This is a genomic window from Roseisalinus antarcticus, assembly GCF_900172355.1.
In the GTDB taxonomy this organism is placed as follows: Bacteria; Pseudomonadota; Alphaproteobacteria; order Rhodobacterales; family Rhodobacteraceae; genus Oceanicola; species Oceanicola antarcticus_A.
In genome coordinates, this window is sequence record NZ_FWFZ01000004.1 from 78588 (window position 1) to 95164 (window position 16577).

Below are 16577 nucleotides of genomic sequence, written 5' to 3' on the forward strand. Positions count from 1 at the left end.
TTCCCTTCCTGTTGGCTACAGGAAACTGGCGCCGCAAGGGGGCAAACCCTTGCGGCGCTTTTTCATTCAAAGGGAGGATGCCATGACTGACCGGCCCCACACCCCGACCCTCGACCTCGTCAACAGCCCGGCCGATCTACGCCGCCTGTCCGACGCCGCGCTTGCCGATCTGGCGCGCGACGTCCGGTCCGAGGTCATCTCGGCCGTGTCCGAGACCGGCGGTCACCTCGGCTCTTCGCTCGGCGTGGTCGAACTGACGGTCGCGCTGCATGCGGTGTTCGACACGCCCCATGACAAGCTGATCTGGGACGTCGGCCACCAATGCTATCCCCACAAGGTGCTGACCGAGCGCCGCGACCGCATCCGCACCCTGCGCCAGGAGGGCGGGCTCTCGGGCTTCACCAAACGCAGCGAAAGCGCCTATGACCCGTTCGGCGCCGCCCATTCCTCCACCTCGATCTCCGCCGCGCTGGGCTTCACCATGGGGCGAGAGCTGGGCATGGATACCGGCGACGCGATCGCGGTGATCGGCGACGGCTCCATCAGCGCCGGCATGGCCTACGAGGCGCTCAACAACGCGGGCCATGAAAAGCGCCGGATGTTCGTGATCCTCAACGACAACGAGATGTCGATCGCGCCGCCCACCGGGGCGATGTCCTCGTACCTCTCGTCGCTCTATGCCTCGCCGCTGGGCATGGCCCAGAAGATGGCCGAAGGCTTCGAGGCCGCCCTCCCGGGCCCGATCCGCGACCACGCCCGCCGCGCCCGCCAGCTGGTGACCGGCCTGCCGGGCGGCCAGGGCACGCTGTTCGAAGAGCTCGGCTTCTCCTACGTCGGTCCGGTCGACGGTCACGACATGTCCCAGCTTCTGCCGGTCCTGCGCGCCGCCCGCGCCCGGGCCACCGGGCCGGTGCTGATCCATGTCTGCACCGTCAAGGGCAAGGGCTACGCGCCCGCCGAATCCTCCGCCCACCGCTATCACGGCGTGGGCAAGTTCGAGGTCTCGACCGGGGAACAGGCCAAGAGCCGCCCCAACGCCCCCAGCTACACCAAGGTCTTCGGCGAGACGCTGGCCGATCTCGCGTCGCGCGATCCCCGCATCGTCGCGGTGACGGCGGCCATGCCCGAGGGCACCGGCGTCGACATCCTGGGCAAACGCTTCCCCAGCCGGGTCTTCGACGTGGGCATCGCGGAACAGCACGGCGTGACCTTCGCCGCCGGGATGGCGGCCAGCGGATTGCGCCCCTTCGCGGCGATCTACTCGACCTTCCTGCAACGCGGCTACGACCAGGTGGTCCACGATGTTGCCCTGCAGAACCTGCCCGTGCGCTTCGCCATCGACCGCGCCGGCCTGGTCGGCGCCGACGGGGCCACCCATGCGGGCGCCTTCGACATCGGCTTTCTCTCCGCCCTGCCGAACATGACCGTCATGGCCGCGTCCGACGAGGCCGAGCTTCGCCACATGGTCGCCACCGCCGCCGCGCACGATTCCGGGCCCATCGCCTTCCGCTATCCGCGTGGCGAGGGCGAAGGCGTGCCCCTGCCGGACCGTGGCGAGGTGCTCGAGATCGGCAAGGGCCGTGTCCTTCAGGAAGGCGCCGACATCGCGATCCTGTGCTTCGGCGCACACCTGGGCGAATGCCGCAAGGCCACCGCCCGGATCGAGGCGCAGGGCCTCTCGGTGACGCTGGCCGACGCCCGCTTTGCCAAGCCGCTCGACACGTCCCTGATCCGCCGCCTGATGCGCGGCCACCGGGCCGTCATCACGGTCGAACAGGGCTCCGAAGGCGGCTTCGGCGCGATGGTCCTGCACCATCTGGCCAATTCCGGACAGCTCGACGGCCGCTGCGCGATCCGCACGATGACGCTGCCCGACCGCTTCATCGACCACGCCGCGCCAGACGCGATGTATGCCGAGGCCGGCCTGACCTTCATCGACATCGCCGCCACCGCCCTCCAGGCCGCCGGGGTCGAGGTGGGCGGCATCGGCATCCCCGCCGAATGACGACAAGGGCCGGGGCCTCCCCCGGTCCGCTCCTTCATCTTGGCCGAAAAACTCCCGCCGGAGGCATCCCCCGGTCGCAAAACGCGAAACGGGGCGCCAGGGGCACCCCGTCTCAAACCAGACCTTGATGGCGCCGATCAGACCCGCATCAGATCACCGAAAATGCTGTCGGTATGCTCCTCGAGGTAGATCTGCAGCCAGGGGGTATACCCCTCCGGCCGTCGCCGGACAGCCGCCGAGAGATCGTAGAAATCGACCCACTTCACGGCCATGACTTCTTCGGGGTTCGGTGTCACCGACAGCCCGTCGTGCGCGACCGCGACGAAGATGTCCACGACCTCGTGCTCGATCAGCCCGCCGCCGACATCGGCGCGATACTCCACCTGCTCGCGGAACGCCGGCGCAAGCCCGGTGATCCCCAGCTCCTCGTCGAGCCTGCGCACGGCGCAGGTGGCCGGGCTTTCGCCCCAGCCGGGATGAGTGCAGCAGGTGTTCGCCCACTTGCCCGGCGTGTGATACTTGCCCAGGGCCCGCTGCTGGATCAGCACCTTGCCGCCGGAGACGACGAAGACGCTGACCGCCTTGTGCTTCAGCCCCCGCTGGTGAACCTCCAGCTTGTCGACCGGGGTCAGCGTGCCGTTCACCCAGGCCGGGATCGTAGTGGTCACACCCGGTCCTTGCTGACCAGCCCGGTCAGGTGCGCCACGTTCTTGAATCCGATTTTCACATGCGCCAAGGGTCTCGCCTTAACCAGCTTCTTGTTCATATAGGCCTCGAAGGTCAGCCTTTGAACATCCACGTCGTGGCAGAGCGAGACAAACCGCTCCCGCCGCTCGTCGCTGCGGTAATAGGCCCGTTGCATCGCGCCCAGGACCCGGAACACCTGGCCATGCTCGCGCAGGAACAGTTTCCGCGCCAGTTGCAGGTCCTTGATCCGCCCGGTCTTCAGCTTGGCGGCCGCCGCCGTCGCCGCGACGCGGCCCCCGACCATGGCGTAGTAGATCCCTTCCCCCGATGACGGGGCCACGACACCCGCCGCATCCCCGGCGAGCACCACGTCGCGCCCGTTGTCCCAACGCTTCAGCGGCTCCAGCGGGATCGGCGCCCCTTCCCGGCGGATCGTCTTGCAATCGGCGAGCCCCGAGGCCTCGCGCAGGGCGGCGGTCGCCTTCTTCAGGTCGACCTCCTTGAGCAGGCTGCCCATACCGATGCTGGCGGATTTTCCGTGCGGAAACACCCAGCCGTAGAAATCGGGCGAGATCCGCCCGTCATAGACCACGTCGCACCGCGCGGGGTCGTATTCGCCGCGCGGGCCCGGCGATTCGATGATCTCGTGGTAGGCGATCACGTAGGGGATCTTGGCCCCGCCCTTGATCTCGTCCCGCGCCACGTTGCTGCGGGCGCCGTCGGCGCCGATGACCATCCGCGCGGTCAGGCGCTTTTCCGCGCCCGAGGCCTTTTCGCGATAGACCACATGGGTGCCGTCGCTGTCCCGCTCGATCCGTAGATAGGTGCCGGTGACGCGCGTGGCGCCGGCCTCGGCGGCCCGGTTGCGCAGGAACTCGTCGAAATGCTCGCGATCGACCATGCCGACGAAGCCGTTCTCGATCGGGATGTCGACCTTGCGCCCCGTCGGAGAGATCATTCGCGCGGTCGTGATCTTCGCCACGATCTGGCTGTCGGGGATCAGGAAGTCCGCGATCAGGCGCGGTGGGATGGCGCCGCCGCAGGGCTTGATCCGCCCGGACCGGTCGAGAAGGGCGACCGTATGGCCCGACCGCACCAGGTCTTCTGCGGCCGTGGCCCCCGACGGGCCTCCGCCCACGACTATCACGTCATACATGGTCATTCTCCTGGAACCAGCGCCGGGGTCCTGCCCCGGTCCATGATCTTGGCCGCCATGATGGCGGCGGCGACAAAGAGGGCGGCCTCGCACAGGAAGACGACGCCGAAGGCCTGCGCATCCGGCAGGCCGAAGCGCAGGGCATCCACGGCGGCGGCCCCGGTCAGCCCACCGAAGCCCGCGGCGATGGCCTGCGCGGCGCCCCAAAGGCCCATGCGAGTGCCTTCGCGCTGGGCGCGGCCCTCGCCGGCCATGGCCATCATCGAACCGATGGCGGCGACGGCGAACATCCCGTTGAAAAGACCGAGCGACACCACGGCCGGCACCAGCAGGCCGGGCAGCGCGCTCGGGCCCACGGCGCTGATCGCGCCCAGCGACAGGGCAGAGCCGAGGCACCCGGCGATGACCCAGTGCCGAAGCTGCCCGATCCGCAGACCGGTGGCCGCAATGCCGACCGCCAGCATCCCGAGGAAGACGCCGCCGTTCTGGGCGCCCGATAGCTGGGTGGACTGGCCGGGGGTGAAGCTGAAGACGAGGCCGGCATAGGGCTCCAGAATCAGCTCCTGCATGAAATAGGCGGTCATCGACAGGAAGACGAACAGGGTGAAGTTCCGCGCCCGCGGCTCTGCCCAAACCTGGGCCAGCCCTTCGCGGAAGGGGGCGGTCTCGGGCTGGCGTTCCTGCACCACGCTGGCCTCGATCCCCCAGACCGCGAGGATCGTCAGCAGGGTCGCACCGAGGGTCACGATGCCCACGATCTTCATCAGCAGGGCGGGGGTGTAGGGGTCGAGCATGGCGCCCACGACACCCGCCGTCAGGGCGATGCCGAGGATCATCATCAGCCAGGTGATGGTGGCCGCGGCGGCGCGGCGCCGCTCGGCGGTCGCGGTGGCCAGCAGCGCCAGCAGCGAGGTGCCCGAGGCGCCCACGCCGAAGCCGATCATCACATAGGCCAGCACCGACAGCGCCATGGCGCCGGCAAAGCTGGCCGGGAACAGCAGGACCGCGAGCGCCGCGAGGAACGCGCCGAGGCCCAGCACCGCCATGCCGCCGATCATGAACCGCGTGCGCGCCCCGCCCCGGTCGGAGGCATAGCCCCAATGGGGCCGCGTCAGCTGCACGCCGTAATGCAAGGCCACAAGGGCGCCCGGCAGGATCGCGGCGAGCGACAGCTCCACCACCATCAAGCGGTTCAGGGTGGACGTGGTCAGAACGACGATCGCGCCCAGGCACATCTGGACAAGGCCGAGCCGCACGATCTGAAACCATGACAGGGTCATCTCAAAGGCCTCCCAGCCCGCGCAGGGCGAAGGCCGCGACCATCATCCCGGAAATGTAGAGCATGACGCCGGTGCCGTTGTACCAGGGCGCCTTGGCCTTGGGGTCGCGCAGCATCACGCGCATGGCGGCGAATTGTGCGCCCAGCATCACCATGATGGCCAGCGCGTGCCAGGGACGGCCCCATTCGGCCAGCAGGGCAGCGACGATCAACTGCGGCGCGGCCATCATCAGGCAGGCCACCTGGGCCGCCCGTTCCGGCCCGAGCGTGACCGGCAAGGAGCGGACACCCATCTGCTGGTCGCCTTCCAGCGCCTTGAAATCGTTGAGGGTCATGATGCCGTGGGCACCGATCCCGTAAAGCAAGGCGATCAGCAGGATCTCGGTCGAGGGCTGGCCCGCGGCCAGCACCGCGGCGCCGGTGATCCAGGGCAGGGTCTCGTAGGACAGGCCGACAAGGCCCGGCCCCCACCAGCCGGAGCGCTTCAGCCGGACGGGTTCCTGCGAATAGGCCCAGGCGGCGGCGACGCCCGCGATGGTGGCGGCGAAACCCCAGGGCCCGAGGAAGGAGCCGACCAGCAGCGACAGCCCGGTCATCGCCAGCGCGATCCACAGGCCCCAGCGGCCGGGGATGCGGCCCGAGGGGATCGGGCGATCGGGCTCGTTGATGGCGTCGACCTCACGGTCGCACCAGTCGTTCGCCGCCTGGCTCATGCCGCAGACGATCGGCCCGGCGAGGATCACGCCCAGGATCACCAGGATCCACTGTCCCGAGGGCGAGACGCCCGAGGACACCGCGCCGCAAAGATAGGCCCACATCGGCGGAAACCATGTGATCGGCTTGATAAGGCGCAGGGCGGCCCTTGGCTCGGGCCAACGGCGCGGGGACTGGTCGGGGATTTCTAACAGCACTGACATACTGTCAAGTTACCCTTACGCTTTGGGAGTCGGCAAGTGTAAACTGAGCCTGACAGTCAGGCGTGACCGACCTTTTGTGCCCCGACGCAGGCGTGACGGGCGCATTCCAGCTCCAGCGTGGAGTGATTGATGCCGAACCGGTCGCGCAGGGTGGATTTGATCCGGTCCTTGATCGCGTCGGCCTCGCCCCAGCGGCCACTGTCCAGAACCACATGTGCCTCCAGCGCGGAGCTGTTCTCGGACATCTGCCACAGGTGGGCGTGGTGAACATCGTGCACGCCCTCGACCCCGGCGATCTCACGGATGACGACGCCGGTCTCGACGTCGGTGGGGCTGCCGAGCATGAGGATGCGGATCACGCCGCCGATCTCGGACAGCGACATCCAAAGGATATAGCCTGCGATAAGCAGCGTGACGGCCGGGTCGACCCAGGTCCACCCGAAGACCAGGATCAGCGTGCCGGCGAAGATGACCGCGACCGAGCCCAGCGCGTCGGCGACATTGTGCAGGAAGGCGGCGCGGATGTTCTGGCTTCCCTTGGACATGGAAAAGGTCAGCGCGGCCGTGGCGAGGTCGACGGCCAGGGCGATGCCCGCGACGATCACCATGATCCAGCCCGCGATCGGGTCGGGCGCGATCAGCCCGGCGACAGCCTCGTAGGCCAGGTAAAGCGCCAGGACGATCAGCGAGGTGTAATTGACCAACGCGGCCACAGTCTCGGCCCGGGCATAGCCGAAGGTCATCTGGGAATCGGCCGGCTTGCGGGCGATCTTGCGGGCGACCAGCGCGATCACCAGCGACAGCGCGTCCGACAGGTTGTGCAGCGCGTCGGCGATCAGGGCGAGCGAACCGGCCAGAACGCCGCCGATGACCTGTGCGACGGTCAGCAACATGTTGACGGCGACCGCGGCCAGAAGTCGGCCGTCGCCCTCGGGGACATGGTGGTGATGGTGGTGATGGTGGTGATGATCGTGCGGCATGATCAGGACATGGCAAGTCTGGGACGGGGACTCAACAGATCAGTCGTTCAGTTCCGATTTGTTGATCAGCCCGTATTTCCGCAATTTTACATAAAGGGACTGACGCGACAGGCCCAGCATCTCGGCCGCGGCCACACGGTTGTTCATCGTCAACTCGACGGCGGTCTCGATGCACATCCGCTCCACCACGTTGGTGGTCTCGGACACGATCTCCTTCAGGGTGGCGGACCCGACAAGCTCGATCACCGAGCGCACACCTTCGTCGGTGATCGGGGTGGCGTCCGGACGCCCGGTCTCGACACGGCTGGTGTCGCGCATGACCATGGCAAAGACGGTGTCTTCGCCGGCATGAAGGGCGGTCGTCGAAATCTCCACCACGCGCGGAGAGATGTACTCGCCCACGATCTTGGTGGAATACATCCGCATCCGCCCGGCGCGAGACGCGTTCTCGGTCAGGACCCGCAGGTCGACCGAGCCCCTTTGCAGGAAATCGGCAATGGACTTGCCCTTGACGCTGACATCATGGGCCGCGTCGATCAGATCCAGGAAGCCCTCGTTGGCGGACAGGACATTGCCCTCGGCATCGGTAAAGACGATGGCGTCCGGCCCGTTCTGGAACAGGCTGACCAGGTTGAGGGTCAGCGTATCCTGGGTGCCGCGGGTGTCCGTCATCGGCTCCACCCGCAACAGCAGGGTCCGGTCGCCGGCGGCGCGGAATATCGTCGGGAACAGCCGCAGGACGGTGCCGTCCTTCGCGGATTCGACCTCGACCGCGCTGGGGGCTTCGGATTGCGCCTCGGACTTCAGTGTCCCGACCAGATCGCCCTTGCCGCGCGGCCGGCAGACCGAATCGAGCAGGGTCTCCGTCATCTCGTCGCGCCGGCAGGACATCAGGGTCGCGGCCCCGGTGTTGGCCTCGAAGATGCGGCCGTTGCTGACCGAGACGAACATGAACGCCTCGCGCGTCGCCTCCATCAGCACGCGGAAGCGGGTGTCGTAGGCGCGCTGGGTCTCGAAGTCCTTCTCCAGCGCCAACTGCGCCTTGACCAGCTGCTGCTGCATCTCGGCGATCGGCCGCAGATCGCGGCCCAGCATGAGGATCGCGCCATCGGGGCCGATTCGGTGCAGGGTATAGCGAATGGGGAATTCGTATTGCGACCTGCCATCGGCGTGGTTCAGCTCGATCGCGCGAACCTCGCGGTCCCGCTCTAGGAAGGCGGCAAGCCGGGCGTCGAACTTCTCGGCGCTCTCGGCGGTCAGCCCGCTGCGCAGGTCCTTGCCTTCAAGATCCTCAAGACGCCGGAACGATGCGCTGTTCGGGCTGACCATCACCGACAAAACCTGAGCGTCCTCGGTAATGACGATTCCCATATCCGCGATCTCGCTGATGATATCGCCAAGAATCTCGGGAGCGATCAGCGGGATCGCTCCAGAGTTCCAATATTTGCTGCCCCGGGATGTCACCAGAGGCCGACCGGTGAGGGGCATCGAAACATCATTCAGCTCCTCATTTCGCGTGGCGCGGTCTGGCCGGATCTTACTGACAGTCGGCAAAGTCTCAGCGCCTCGTTGACGTCGTTTGTCACGTGATCTGCTCCAGTTGCTGTCCTAATGTCGATCGGGGGTCCGACGATGGCTCCCCCAACCACGATAGGCGGCTGGTTGACAGCAGCTTTCTTGATCAATGTTATGATGTCGCGGACGGATTCAAGGGTTCCGTGATGTGCGAGGGACAGGAAAACCGCATCGTAGCGTGCTTCTGCCACAACTCTGTGCGCTTCTTCGGCGCGATAGCCAAGCCATAATTTCACCGACAGGCCCAGCCGCCGCAGCTGACCGGCGAGGGCGACCGCCCCCAAGGTGTGCTGTTCGGCATCCGGCACAACCACAAGGACCGAGGTCTCGCCGTCCGTGTCAATGACATCGGCCCGCCAGTCCGGCCCGACCTCGCGCAACAGGGTCTGAAGCCGCGCGACCCCGATGGAGACCTCGGCAAAGCTCATCTCGTCCGCAACCCAGCACTCGCCCATCCAGCGGGCCAGGGCGGGCACGTAATGATCCGCGATCTCCTCGCGGGTGATGCCGTTGCGGATCATCTCTCTGGCAAGGATCGCGCAGGCGCTCGAATCGGTGCTCCGCGCCGCGGCGTCCAGGCGGACGACATAGCCCTGGTCGAGGTCGTCGATCGGCATCGCTGTCCTCGACGTCATGACCGTCAGGCCCGAGTCGCGCACCGGGTCAGCCGTTCGGGCGCCGGAGGCGTCTTGACGTGCATTCGTCTGAAGGAGCTTTGACATGGCGAGCCTTTCGCGGCCACAGCGGCGGATCCCTGATTGGACCAAGGCTGCAACACATCGGTTGGGGCATTGTCAGAAAAAGCCACCTCAATGTCAAAGCAAATTGACATCTGGCCATCTTGCCCCGGGCGCCAACCCCGATTGAGTCCGGTTTACAAGGGCCGCGGCGGCTTTTGGTGAAAATGGCTGTAAAGACAAAAGTCGATGTCAAGCTGTAAGGAAAAGTTGACACCTGCCGATTCTCAGACCTATTGTTGACAGCAAGACCTGTCAGGAGATCCTTACATGACCCTCGCCACCACCGCCGCTTCCACCGCCGGAGGTGTCCCGTCCCGGGCCCTTTATACGGCGGAGGAACGTGCGCGTCGCGATGCGACAGTGTGGACGCTGGTGCAGGGCATCCTCGCGCCGGTGCAGTTCCTGGTGTTCCTCGTCTCGCTGGTGCTCGTGCTGCGCTACATGACGACGGGCGCGGGCTACGGCGCGGCGACGGCCTCGATCCTGGTCAAGACGCTGGTGCTCTACACGATCATGGTGACCGGCGCGATCTGGGAGAAGGTCGTGTTCGGTCAATACCTTCTGGCGCCGGCGTTCTTCTGGGAGGACATGGTCTCCTTCGCGGTGATCGCCATCCACACCGCCTATCTATACGGGCTGCTGACCGGGGCCATGGGGCCGCAGACGCTGATGGCGGTCGCGCTGGTCGCCTATGCGCTCTATGTGCTCAACGCCGCCCAGTTCCTCCTGAAACTACGCCGTGCGCGGCTCGACGCAGAGGGCGCGGCATGACCCACTCCCCGACACCTTCCGCCGGCGGTTGCCGGTCCACCCCCGTCCTCAAGGAGCGCGGTCAACGCGAGGTCTTCTGCGGCCTGACGGGAATCGTCTGGCTTCACCGCAAGATGCAGGACGCCTTCTTCCTGGTGGTCGGCTCGCGCACCTGCGCCCATCTTCTGCAATCCGCGGCCGGGGTGATGATCTTCGCCGAGCCCCGATTCGGCACCGCGATCCTCGAAGAGCAGGATCTCGCCGGCATGGCCGACGCCAATGCCGAGCTCGACCGCGAGGTCGAGCGCCTGCTCGCCCGCCGCCCGGACATCCGCCAGCTGTTCCTCGTGGGCTCCTGCCCGTCCGAGGTCATCAAGCTGGATCTGGCCCGCGCCTCCGAACGGCTCAGCCAGCGATTCGCGCCCCGCGTGCGGGTGTTGAACTACTCCGGCTCGGGCATCGAGACGACCTTCACCGAGGGCGAGGACGCCTGCCTCGCCTCCATGGTCCCTGTCCTGCCCCAAACCGACGCCCGCGAGTTGCTGGTTGTGGGCGCGCTGCCGGACGTGGTCGAAGACCAGATGGTCGGGATGCTCGAGGCGATGGGCGTCGGCCCGATCGGCCTGCTGCCGTCCCGCAAGATCGGCGACGAGACGGCAATCGGCCCGAACACGGTCTACGCCCTCGCGCAGCCGTTCCTGGCCGAAACCCACGCCGCGCTGGGCCGCCGAGGCGCCCGCCACCTGCCCGCGCCCTTCCCCTTCGGCGAAGAGGGCACGACCGCCTGGCTCGCTGCCATCGCCGAGGAATTCGGCGTCAGCCGCGAGGTCTTCGACGCGGTCACCGAGGCCCCCCGCGCCCGCGCCCGCAAGGCCGTCGCGGCGGCCACCGAAACGCTCTCGGGCAAGTCGGTCTTCTTCTTCCCCGACAGCCAGCTGGAAATTCCGCTCGCCCGCTTCCTGACCCGCGAATGCGGCATGACGGCTGTGGAGGTCGGCTCGCCCTATATCCACGAGGCGATCATGGGCCCCGAGCTCGATCTGCTGCCCAATGGCCCCCGAATCGCCGAAGGCCAGGATGTCGACAAGCAACTCGACCGCGCCCGCGCCGACCGTCCGGATCTCACGATCTGCGGCCTCGGCCTCGCCAATCCTCTGGAGGCCGAAGGGCTGACCACGAAATGGGCGATCGAGCTCGTCTTCACCCCGGTCCATTTCTACGAACAGGCCGGCGACCTCGCCGCGCTCTTCGCCAGACCGATGCGCCGGAAGGCCGCCCTCAGACTGGAGGCCGCCGAATGATCCGCTCCTTCATCTTGGCCGAAAAACTCCGGGGTCCGGGGCAGCGCCCCGGGACGCAACCATGAAACTCTCGGTCTGGACATACGAGGGTCCGCCCCACGTGGGCGCCATGCGCGTGGCCACCGCCATGACCGGCCTGCATTACGTGCTGCACGCCCCCCAGGGCGACACCTATGCCGACCTGCTCTTCACCATGATCGAGCGGCGCAACCACCGCCCGCCGGTCAGCTACACCACGTTCCAGGCCCGCGACCTCGGCGCCGATACGGCCGGTCTCTTCAAGACCGCCTGCACGGATGCGGTCGCCCGCTTCAACCCCCAGGCAATCATCGTCGGCGCCTCCTGCACCGCCGAACTGATCCAGGACGATCCCGGCGGCATGGCCGAGACCATGGATCTCGGCATTCCCGTGATCCCGCTGGAGCTGCCCTCCTACCAGCGCAAGGAATGCTTCGGCGCGGACGAGACCTTCTACCAGGTGGTCAAGGCGCTCTCCGCCCCGCAGGACAGGACGCCGCGCATCACCGCCAACATCCTCGGCGGTACCGCGCTCGGCTTCCGCCATCGCGACGACATCCGCGAGATCACCGGCCTGCTGGCCGACCTCGGGATCGAGGTCAACGTCTGCGCCCCGCTGGGCGCGACGCCCGCGGACATCGCCCGGATGCCGGCTGCCCATTTCAACGTTCTGCTCTACCCCGAAACCGGAGAGACCGCCGCTCGCTACCTCGAACGCGACCACGGCCAGCCCTACACCAGGGCGATCCCGATCGGCGTCGGCGCCACCCGCGATTTCATCGCCGAGGTGCAAAAGATCACCGGCCTCACCACGCAGCCCGACACTTCGGCCCTGCGGATGCCCTGGTGGTCCTCCTCGGTCGACAGCACCTACCTCACCGGCAAGCGCGTCTTCCTGTTCGGGGACGCCACCCACGTCATGGCCATGGCCCGCGTCGCCCGCGACGAGATGGGCTTCGAGGTCGCCGGCATGGGCTGCTACAACCGCGAATTCGCGCGTCCCATGCGGGCGATGGCCAAGGATTACGGCGTCGAGGCGCTGATCTCGGACGATTACCTCGAGGTCGAACAGACTATCGAACGTCTGGCCCCCGAAATGATCCTCGGCACCCAGATGGAGCGGCATATCGGCAAGCGCCTCGGTATCCCCTGCGCGGTCATTTCCTCGCCGGTCCATGTCCAGGATTTCCCGGCCCGCTATTCGCCGGTCATGGGGTTCGAGGGCGCCAACGTCCTGTTCGACACGCTGGTTCACCCGCTGGTCATGGGGCTCGAAGAGCACCTTCTGGCCATGTTCCGCGAGGATTTCGAGTTTCACGACGATGCCGGCGCCTCGCACCACGGTGGCCATGCCCGGCGCCCCGCCGCGCCCGAAACCCCCGCCGAGCCCGCCGCGCAGGAGGCCGACACCGCCCAGCGCGAAAGCACGGTCGAGGTCGTCTGGCTGCCCGCCGCGGAAAAGGAGCTCAAGAAGATCCCGTTCTTCGTCCGCGGCAAAGCCAAGCGGAACACAGAGAGCTTCGCCGCCCAGAAGGGCGTTCAGGAAATCAGCGTCGACACGCTCTACGAGGCAAAGGCCCATTATGCGCGATGAGGTGATGCCCAGGACCTACCGTGTCGTCGTCGTGACGCTGGATTCGCACGCCGCCGGACCGGCGCAGCGGGCGGCCCTGCGCCTCGCGCCCGATTTCCCCGGGCTCGACGTCGAGATCTTTGCCGCCGCCGAATGGGCCGAGCAGCCCGACAAGCTGATCGCCGCCCGCGACGCGGTAGCCCGGGCCGACATGATCGTCGCGAACCTGCTGTTCCTCGACGAACATGTCTCGGCGATCCTGCCCGCGATGGAAGCCCGGCGTGAGCGGCTTGATGCCTTCGTCGGCGTCATCGCGGACCCGCGAATCGTCAAGCTGACGAAGATGGGCGACCTGGACATGGCCAAGCCCGCCTCGGGCACCATGGCCCTGCTGAAAAAGCTGCGCGGTTCGGCCAAGCCCGGCGGCAATTCCGGCGCCAAGCAGATGAAGACCCTGCGCCGTCTGCCCAAGATCCTCAAGCTGATCCCCGGCAAGGCGCAGGACATGCGCGCCTGGTTCCTGTCGATGCAATACTGGCTGGGCGGATCCGACGACAACATCGCCGAGATGCTGCGCTTTCTCGTGGGCCGCTACGCCGAGCGCACCGATTTTGTCGGCCGCGCGGCCAAGGCCCCCGTCGATTACCCGGAGGTCGGCCTGTATCATCCCGACCTTCCCGGCAGCAAGATCACCACAGACGCCGCCGACATCAAGGGCCCGCCCGGCGCCACGCGCACGGTCGGGATGCTGGTGATGCGGTCCTATATCCTCGCCTCCGATTGCGCCCATTACGATGCCGTCATCCGCGAGTTCGAGGCGCGGGGCATGCGGGTTCTGCCGGCCTTCGCCGGCGGCCTCGATGGCCGGCCCGCGATCGAGGCGTATTTCCAGGACAAGATCGACGTGCTGGTCTCGCTCAGCGGGTTCAGCCTTGTGGGCGGTCCCGCCTACAACGACAGCCCCGCCGCGGTCGAGACGCTGACCGCGCTCGACGTGCCCTACGTTTCCGCGCAGCCGCTGGAGTTCCAGACCCTGGGCCAATGGGCCGACAGCGCCCAGGGCCTCGGCCCCATCGAGACAACGATGCTGGTGGCGCTGCCCGAGATCGACGGCGCGATCAATCCCACGGTCTTCGGCGGCCGCCACGGCGAGGCCGGCTGCACCGGCTGTTCGCGGATGTGCCGGTCGGGGCTGGAGGCCAAGGCCATGGCGCCCTGTCCCGAGCGGATCGAGAGCCTGGCCGAGAAGGCGCGCCGCCTGGCCGACCTGCATGCCAAGCGCAACGCGGACAAGCAGGTCGCCATCGTCCTCTTCGGCTTTCCGCCCAACGCCGGCGCCACCGGCACCGCGGCCTATCTCTCGGTCTTCGAGAGCCTGTTCAACACGCTGCACCACATGGCCGCCGAGGGCTATGAGGTCGAGCTGCCCGAAACCGTGGACGCCCTGCGCGAGATGGTGTTGGGCGGCAATGCCACCCAATACGGGCAGGAGGCGAACGTCGCCGCCCACGTGGATGCCGACACCATCGTGCGTACCACGCCCCCGCTGAAAGAGATCGAGGCGGTCTGGGGACCGGCGCCCGGGCGGGTCCAGTCCGACGGCCGCGGCGTCTTCGTGCTGGGGCGCCATTTCGGCAAGGTCTTCGTCGGGGTGCAGCCCGCCTTCGGCTATGAGGGCGACCCGATGCGCCTGCTGTTCGAGCGCGGCTTCGCGCCGACCCATGCCTTCACCACCTTCTACCTGTGGCTGCGCAACACGCTGAACGTGGACGCCATCCTGCACTTCGGCATGCATGGTGCGCTGGAGTTCATGCCGGGCAAGCAGGCCGGGCTCGGCGCTCGCGACTGGCCCGACCGGCTGATCGGCGAGGTGCCGAACGTCTATCTCTATGCCGCCAACAACCCATCCGAGGCGACGCTGGCCAAGCGTCGGTCGGGCGCTGTGACGGTGACCCATCTGACTCCGCCGCTGGCCGCCGCCGGTGTCTACAAGGGGTTGGCCGATCTCAAGGACAGCCTGTCGCGCTGGCGCGGAAGCGCGGACCGCGACCCCGAGCTTGCCGCCCTGATCCGTGACCAGGCCCTTGCCGTGGACCTGACCGAGACCGACCCGGACGCGCTGTGGAAGGTCGTGCTGGAAACCGAAGGCTCGCTGATCCCCGACGGGTTGCACATCGTCGGGCGTCCGATGGAGCCTCAGGCGCTGTCCGACCTGCTGGACCTGATGCCGCACGAAAGCGCGGAGGCGCGGGAGCGGACCCGTGCGCAATTGCTGGTGCAGAGCGAATTGCCGGGGCTGATGCGGGCGCTGTCGGCGCGGTATATCGCACCGGTGCCCGGCGGCGACCTGATCCGCAGCCCGGACATCCTGCCCACGGGCCGCAACATCCATGCTTTCGACCCGTTCCGGATGCCCACCGCCTTTGCCGTGTCCGAGGGCGCGAAACAGGCGGATCTGCTGATCGAGACCCATGCCACGCTGCCGCGCACTGTCGCGCTGGTGCTGTGGGGGTCGGACAACATCAAGTCGGACGGGGCCCCGATCGGGCAGGCGCTTGCGCTGCTCGGGGCGCGGCCGCGGTTCGACAATTTCGGGCGTCTTGCGGGGGCCGACCTGATTCCGTTGTCCGAACTTGGCCGCCCGCGGATCGACGTGGTGATGACCCTGTCGGGGATCTTTCGCGATCTGCTGCCGCTGCAGACCCGGCTGCTGGCCGAGGCCGCGTGGAAAGCGGTCATGGCCGACGAGCCGGAAGAGAGCAACTTTGTCCGCGCCAACGCGCTGGCCCACGCCGCAAGCACGGGCTGCGACCTGGAGACCGCCGCGCTTCGGGTGTTCTCGAACGCCGAGGGCACCTACGGGTCGAACGTCAACGCGCTGGTCGACAGTTCGGCCTTCGGCGACGAGGACGAGCTGGCCGACGCCTATCAGGCGCGGAAGTGTTTCGCCTATGGCCGCGACGGCAAGCCCGCAGCACAGCCGGAGTTGCTGAAGGCAGTGCTGGGCAAGGTGGACCTGGCCTACCAGAACCTCGAATCGGTCGAACTGGGCGTGACCACCGTCGATCACTACTTCGACACGCTGGGCGGGATCGCCCGGGCGGTGAAGCGGGCCAAGGGCGGTGTGTCTGCACCGGTTTACATCGGTGACCAGACGCGCGGTGCCGCCAAGGTGCGGACCTTGCAGGCGCAGGTCGCGCTGGAGACACGGTCGCGCAGCCTGAACCCGAAGTTCTACGAGGGCCTGCTGAAGCATGGCCACGAGGGCGTGCGCCAGCTTGAGGCGCATGTCACCAACACCATGGGCTGGTCGGCGACGACCGGCGAGGTCGAGCCCTGGGTGTATCAGCGCCTGTCCGAGACATTCATGCTGGACCCCGAGATGCGCGACCGTCTGGCGGCGCTGAACCCCAAGGCCAGCGCCCGGATGGCGGGGCGGCTGCTGGAGGCCTCTGACCGCGATTACTGGCAGCCGGATGCCGACACGCTGGCCGCGTTGCAGGATGCAGCGGACGCGCTTGAAGATCGCATGGAAGGGATCGCCGCAGAATGATCCGGACGTGCAAGGACATCATCTCTCGGACCGGGGCGCTGCC

Annotated in this window: 12 protein-coding genes; 5 read left to right on the forward strand and 7 right to left on the reverse strand. The window is 67.4% G+C overall.

What is annotated here, in order from left to right; genetic code table 11:
• Window positions 1-82 precede the first annotated feature (82 nt).
• Window positions 83-2005: a 1-deoxy-D-xylulose-5-phosphate synthase gene (gene dxs / locus ROA7023_RS05430; protein ID WP_085878003.1), complete on the forward strand. Its 1923-nt coding sequence runs from the start codon at window positions 83-85 to the stop codon at window positions 2003-2005.
• A gap of 137 nt (window positions 2006-2142) precedes the next feature.
• Here dxs and idi read toward each other — a convergent pair whose 3' ends face one another.
• From idi to ROA7023_RS05465, 7 genes are read right to left on the reverse strand one after another with little or no spacing between them, the layout of a single operon-like run.
• Entirely contained in the window at window positions 2143-2673 is a 531-nt protein-coding gene (gene idi / locus ROA7023_RS05435) for an isopentenyl-diphosphate Delta-isomerase (RefSeq protein ID WP_085878004.1), read from the reverse strand.
• Entirely contained in the window at window positions 2670-3848 is a 1179-nt protein-coding gene (locus tag ROA7023_RS05440; protein WP_085878005.1) for a geranylgeranyl diphosphate reductase, read from the reverse strand. The genes idi and ROA7023_RS05440 overlap by 4 nt, the downstream gene beginning before the upstream one ends.
• 2 nt (window positions 3849-3850) lie before the next feature.
• Window positions 3851-5128: a BCD family MFS transporter gene (locus ROA7023_RS05445; RefSeq protein WP_085878006.1), complete on the reverse strand. Its 1278-nt coding sequence runs from the start codon at window positions 5126-5128 to the stop codon at window positions 3851-3853.
• 1 nt (window position 5129) lies between these two features.
• Window positions 5130-6044, reverse strand: coding sequence for a chlorophyll synthase ChlG (chlG, locus tag ROA7023_RS05450; RefSeq protein ID WP_085878007.1), 915 nt, complete (start codon window positions 6042-6044; stop codon window positions 5130-5132).
• Window positions 6045-6100: 56 nt separating this feature from the next.
• Window positions 6101-7024, reverse strand: a complete 924-nt coding sequence (locus ROA7023_RS05455; RefSeq protein WP_085878008.1) for a cation diffusion facilitator family transporter — start codon at window positions 7022-7024, stop codon at window positions 6101-6103.
• A gap of 39 nt (window positions 7025-7063) precedes the next feature.
• The gene (gene ppsR / locus ROA7023_RS05460; RefSeq protein ID WP_234992045.1) at window positions 7064-8512 is read right to left on the reverse strand and encodes a transcriptional regulator PpsR; all 1449 of its coding nucleotides are present in this window, start codon (window positions 8510-8512) and stop codon (window positions 7064-7066) included.
• An 11-nt stretch (window positions 8513-8523) separates the two neighbouring features.
• On the reverse strand, window positions 8524-9216 hold the full coding sequence (locus tag ROA7023_RS05465; RefSeq protein WP_159458447.1) for a cobalamin B12-binding domain-containing protein: 693 nt from the start codon (window positions 9214-9216) through the stop codon (window positions 8524-8526).
• 390 nt (window positions 9217-9606) lie between these two features.
• On the opposite strand from ROA7023_RS05465, the gene bchF reads away from it, so the two are divergent.
• The 4 genes from bchF (at window position 9607) to ROA7023_RS05485 (ending at window position 16534) form a co-directional block, all read left to right on the forward strand.
• Window positions 9607-10110 carry a 2-vinyl bacteriochlorophyllide hydratase gene (gene bchF, locus ROA7023_RS05470; RefSeq protein WP_085878010.1) on the forward strand — a complete coding sequence of 168 codons (504 nt, stop codon included), beginning with the start codon at window positions 9607-9609 and terminating at the stop codon, window positions 10108-10110.
• Window positions 10107-11390 (forward strand): ferredoxin:protochlorophyllide reductase (ATP-dependent) subunit N, encoded by a 1284-nt coding sequence (locus ROA7023_RS05475; RefSeq protein ID WP_085878011.1) that lies wholly within the window; start codon window positions 10107-10109, stop codon window positions 11388-11390. Before bchF ends, ROA7023_RS05475 begins: the two co-directional genes overlap by 4 nt.
• Window positions 11391-11451: 61 nt before the next feature.
• Window positions 11452-13002 carry a ferredoxin:protochlorophyllide reductase (ATP-dependent) subunit B gene (bchB, locus tag ROA7023_RS05480; RefSeq protein WP_085878012.1) on the forward strand — a complete coding sequence of 517 codons (1551 nt, stop codon included), beginning with the start codon at window positions 11452-11454 and terminating at the stop codon, window positions 13000-13002.
• On the forward strand, window positions 12992-16534 hold the full coding sequence (locus ROA7023_RS05485) for a magnesium chelatase subunit H (protein ID WP_085878013.1): 3543 nt from the start codon (window positions 12992-12994) through the stop codon (window positions 16532-16534). The genes bchB and ROA7023_RS05485 overlap by 11 nt, the downstream gene beginning before the upstream one ends.
• Window positions 16535-16577 lie beyond the last annotated feature (43 nt).

What these genes read in the sequence shown, in the direction of transcription:
- bchF (WP_085878010.1), top strand. Translation starts at nt 9,607, where the DNA reads ATGACCCTCGCCACCACCGCCGCTTCCACCGCCGGAGGTGTCCCGTCC.
- bchB (WP_085878012.1), top strand. Translation starts at nt 11,452, where the DNA reads ATGAAACTCTCGGTCTGGACATACGAGGGTCCGCCCCACGTGGGCGCC.
- ROA7023_RS05485 (WP_085878013.1), top strand. Translation starts at nt 12,992, where the DNA reads ATGCGCGATGAGGTGATGCCCAGGACCTACCGTGTCGTCGTCGTGACG.
- chlG (WP_085878007.1), bottom strand. Translation starts at nt 6,044, where the DNA reads ATGTCAGTGCTGTTAGAAATCCCCGACCAGTCCCCGCGCCGTTGGCCC.
- ppsR (WP_234992045.1), bottom strand. Translation starts at nt 8,512, where the DNA reads ATGCCCCTCACCGGTCGGCCTCTGGTGACATCCCGGGGCAGCAAATAT.
- ROA7023_RS05475 (WP_085878011.1), top strand. Translation starts at nt 10,107, where the DNA reads ATGACCCACTCCCCGACACCTTCCGCCGGCGGTTGCCGGTCCACCCCC.
- dxs (WP_085878003.1), top strand. Translation starts at nt 83, where the DNA reads ATGACTGACCGGCCCCACACCCCGACCCTCGACCTCGTCAACAGCCCG.
- ROA7023_RS05440 (WP_085878005.1), bottom strand. Translation starts at nt 3,848, where the DNA reads ATGTATGACGTGATAGTCGTGGGCGGAGGCCCGTCGGGGGCCACGGCC.
- ROA7023_RS05465 (WP_159458447.1), bottom strand. Translation starts at nt 9,216, where the DNA reads ATGCCGATCGACGACCTCGACCAGGGCTATGTCGTCCGCCTGGACGCC.
- ROA7023_RS05445 (WP_085878006.1), bottom strand. Translation starts at nt 5,128, where the DNA reads ATGACCCTGTCATGGTTTCAGATCGTGCGGCTCGGCCTTGTCCAGATG.
- ROA7023_RS05455 (WP_085878008.1), bottom strand. Translation starts at nt 7,024, where the DNA reads ATGCCGCACGATCATCACCACCATCACCACCATCACCACCATGTCCCC.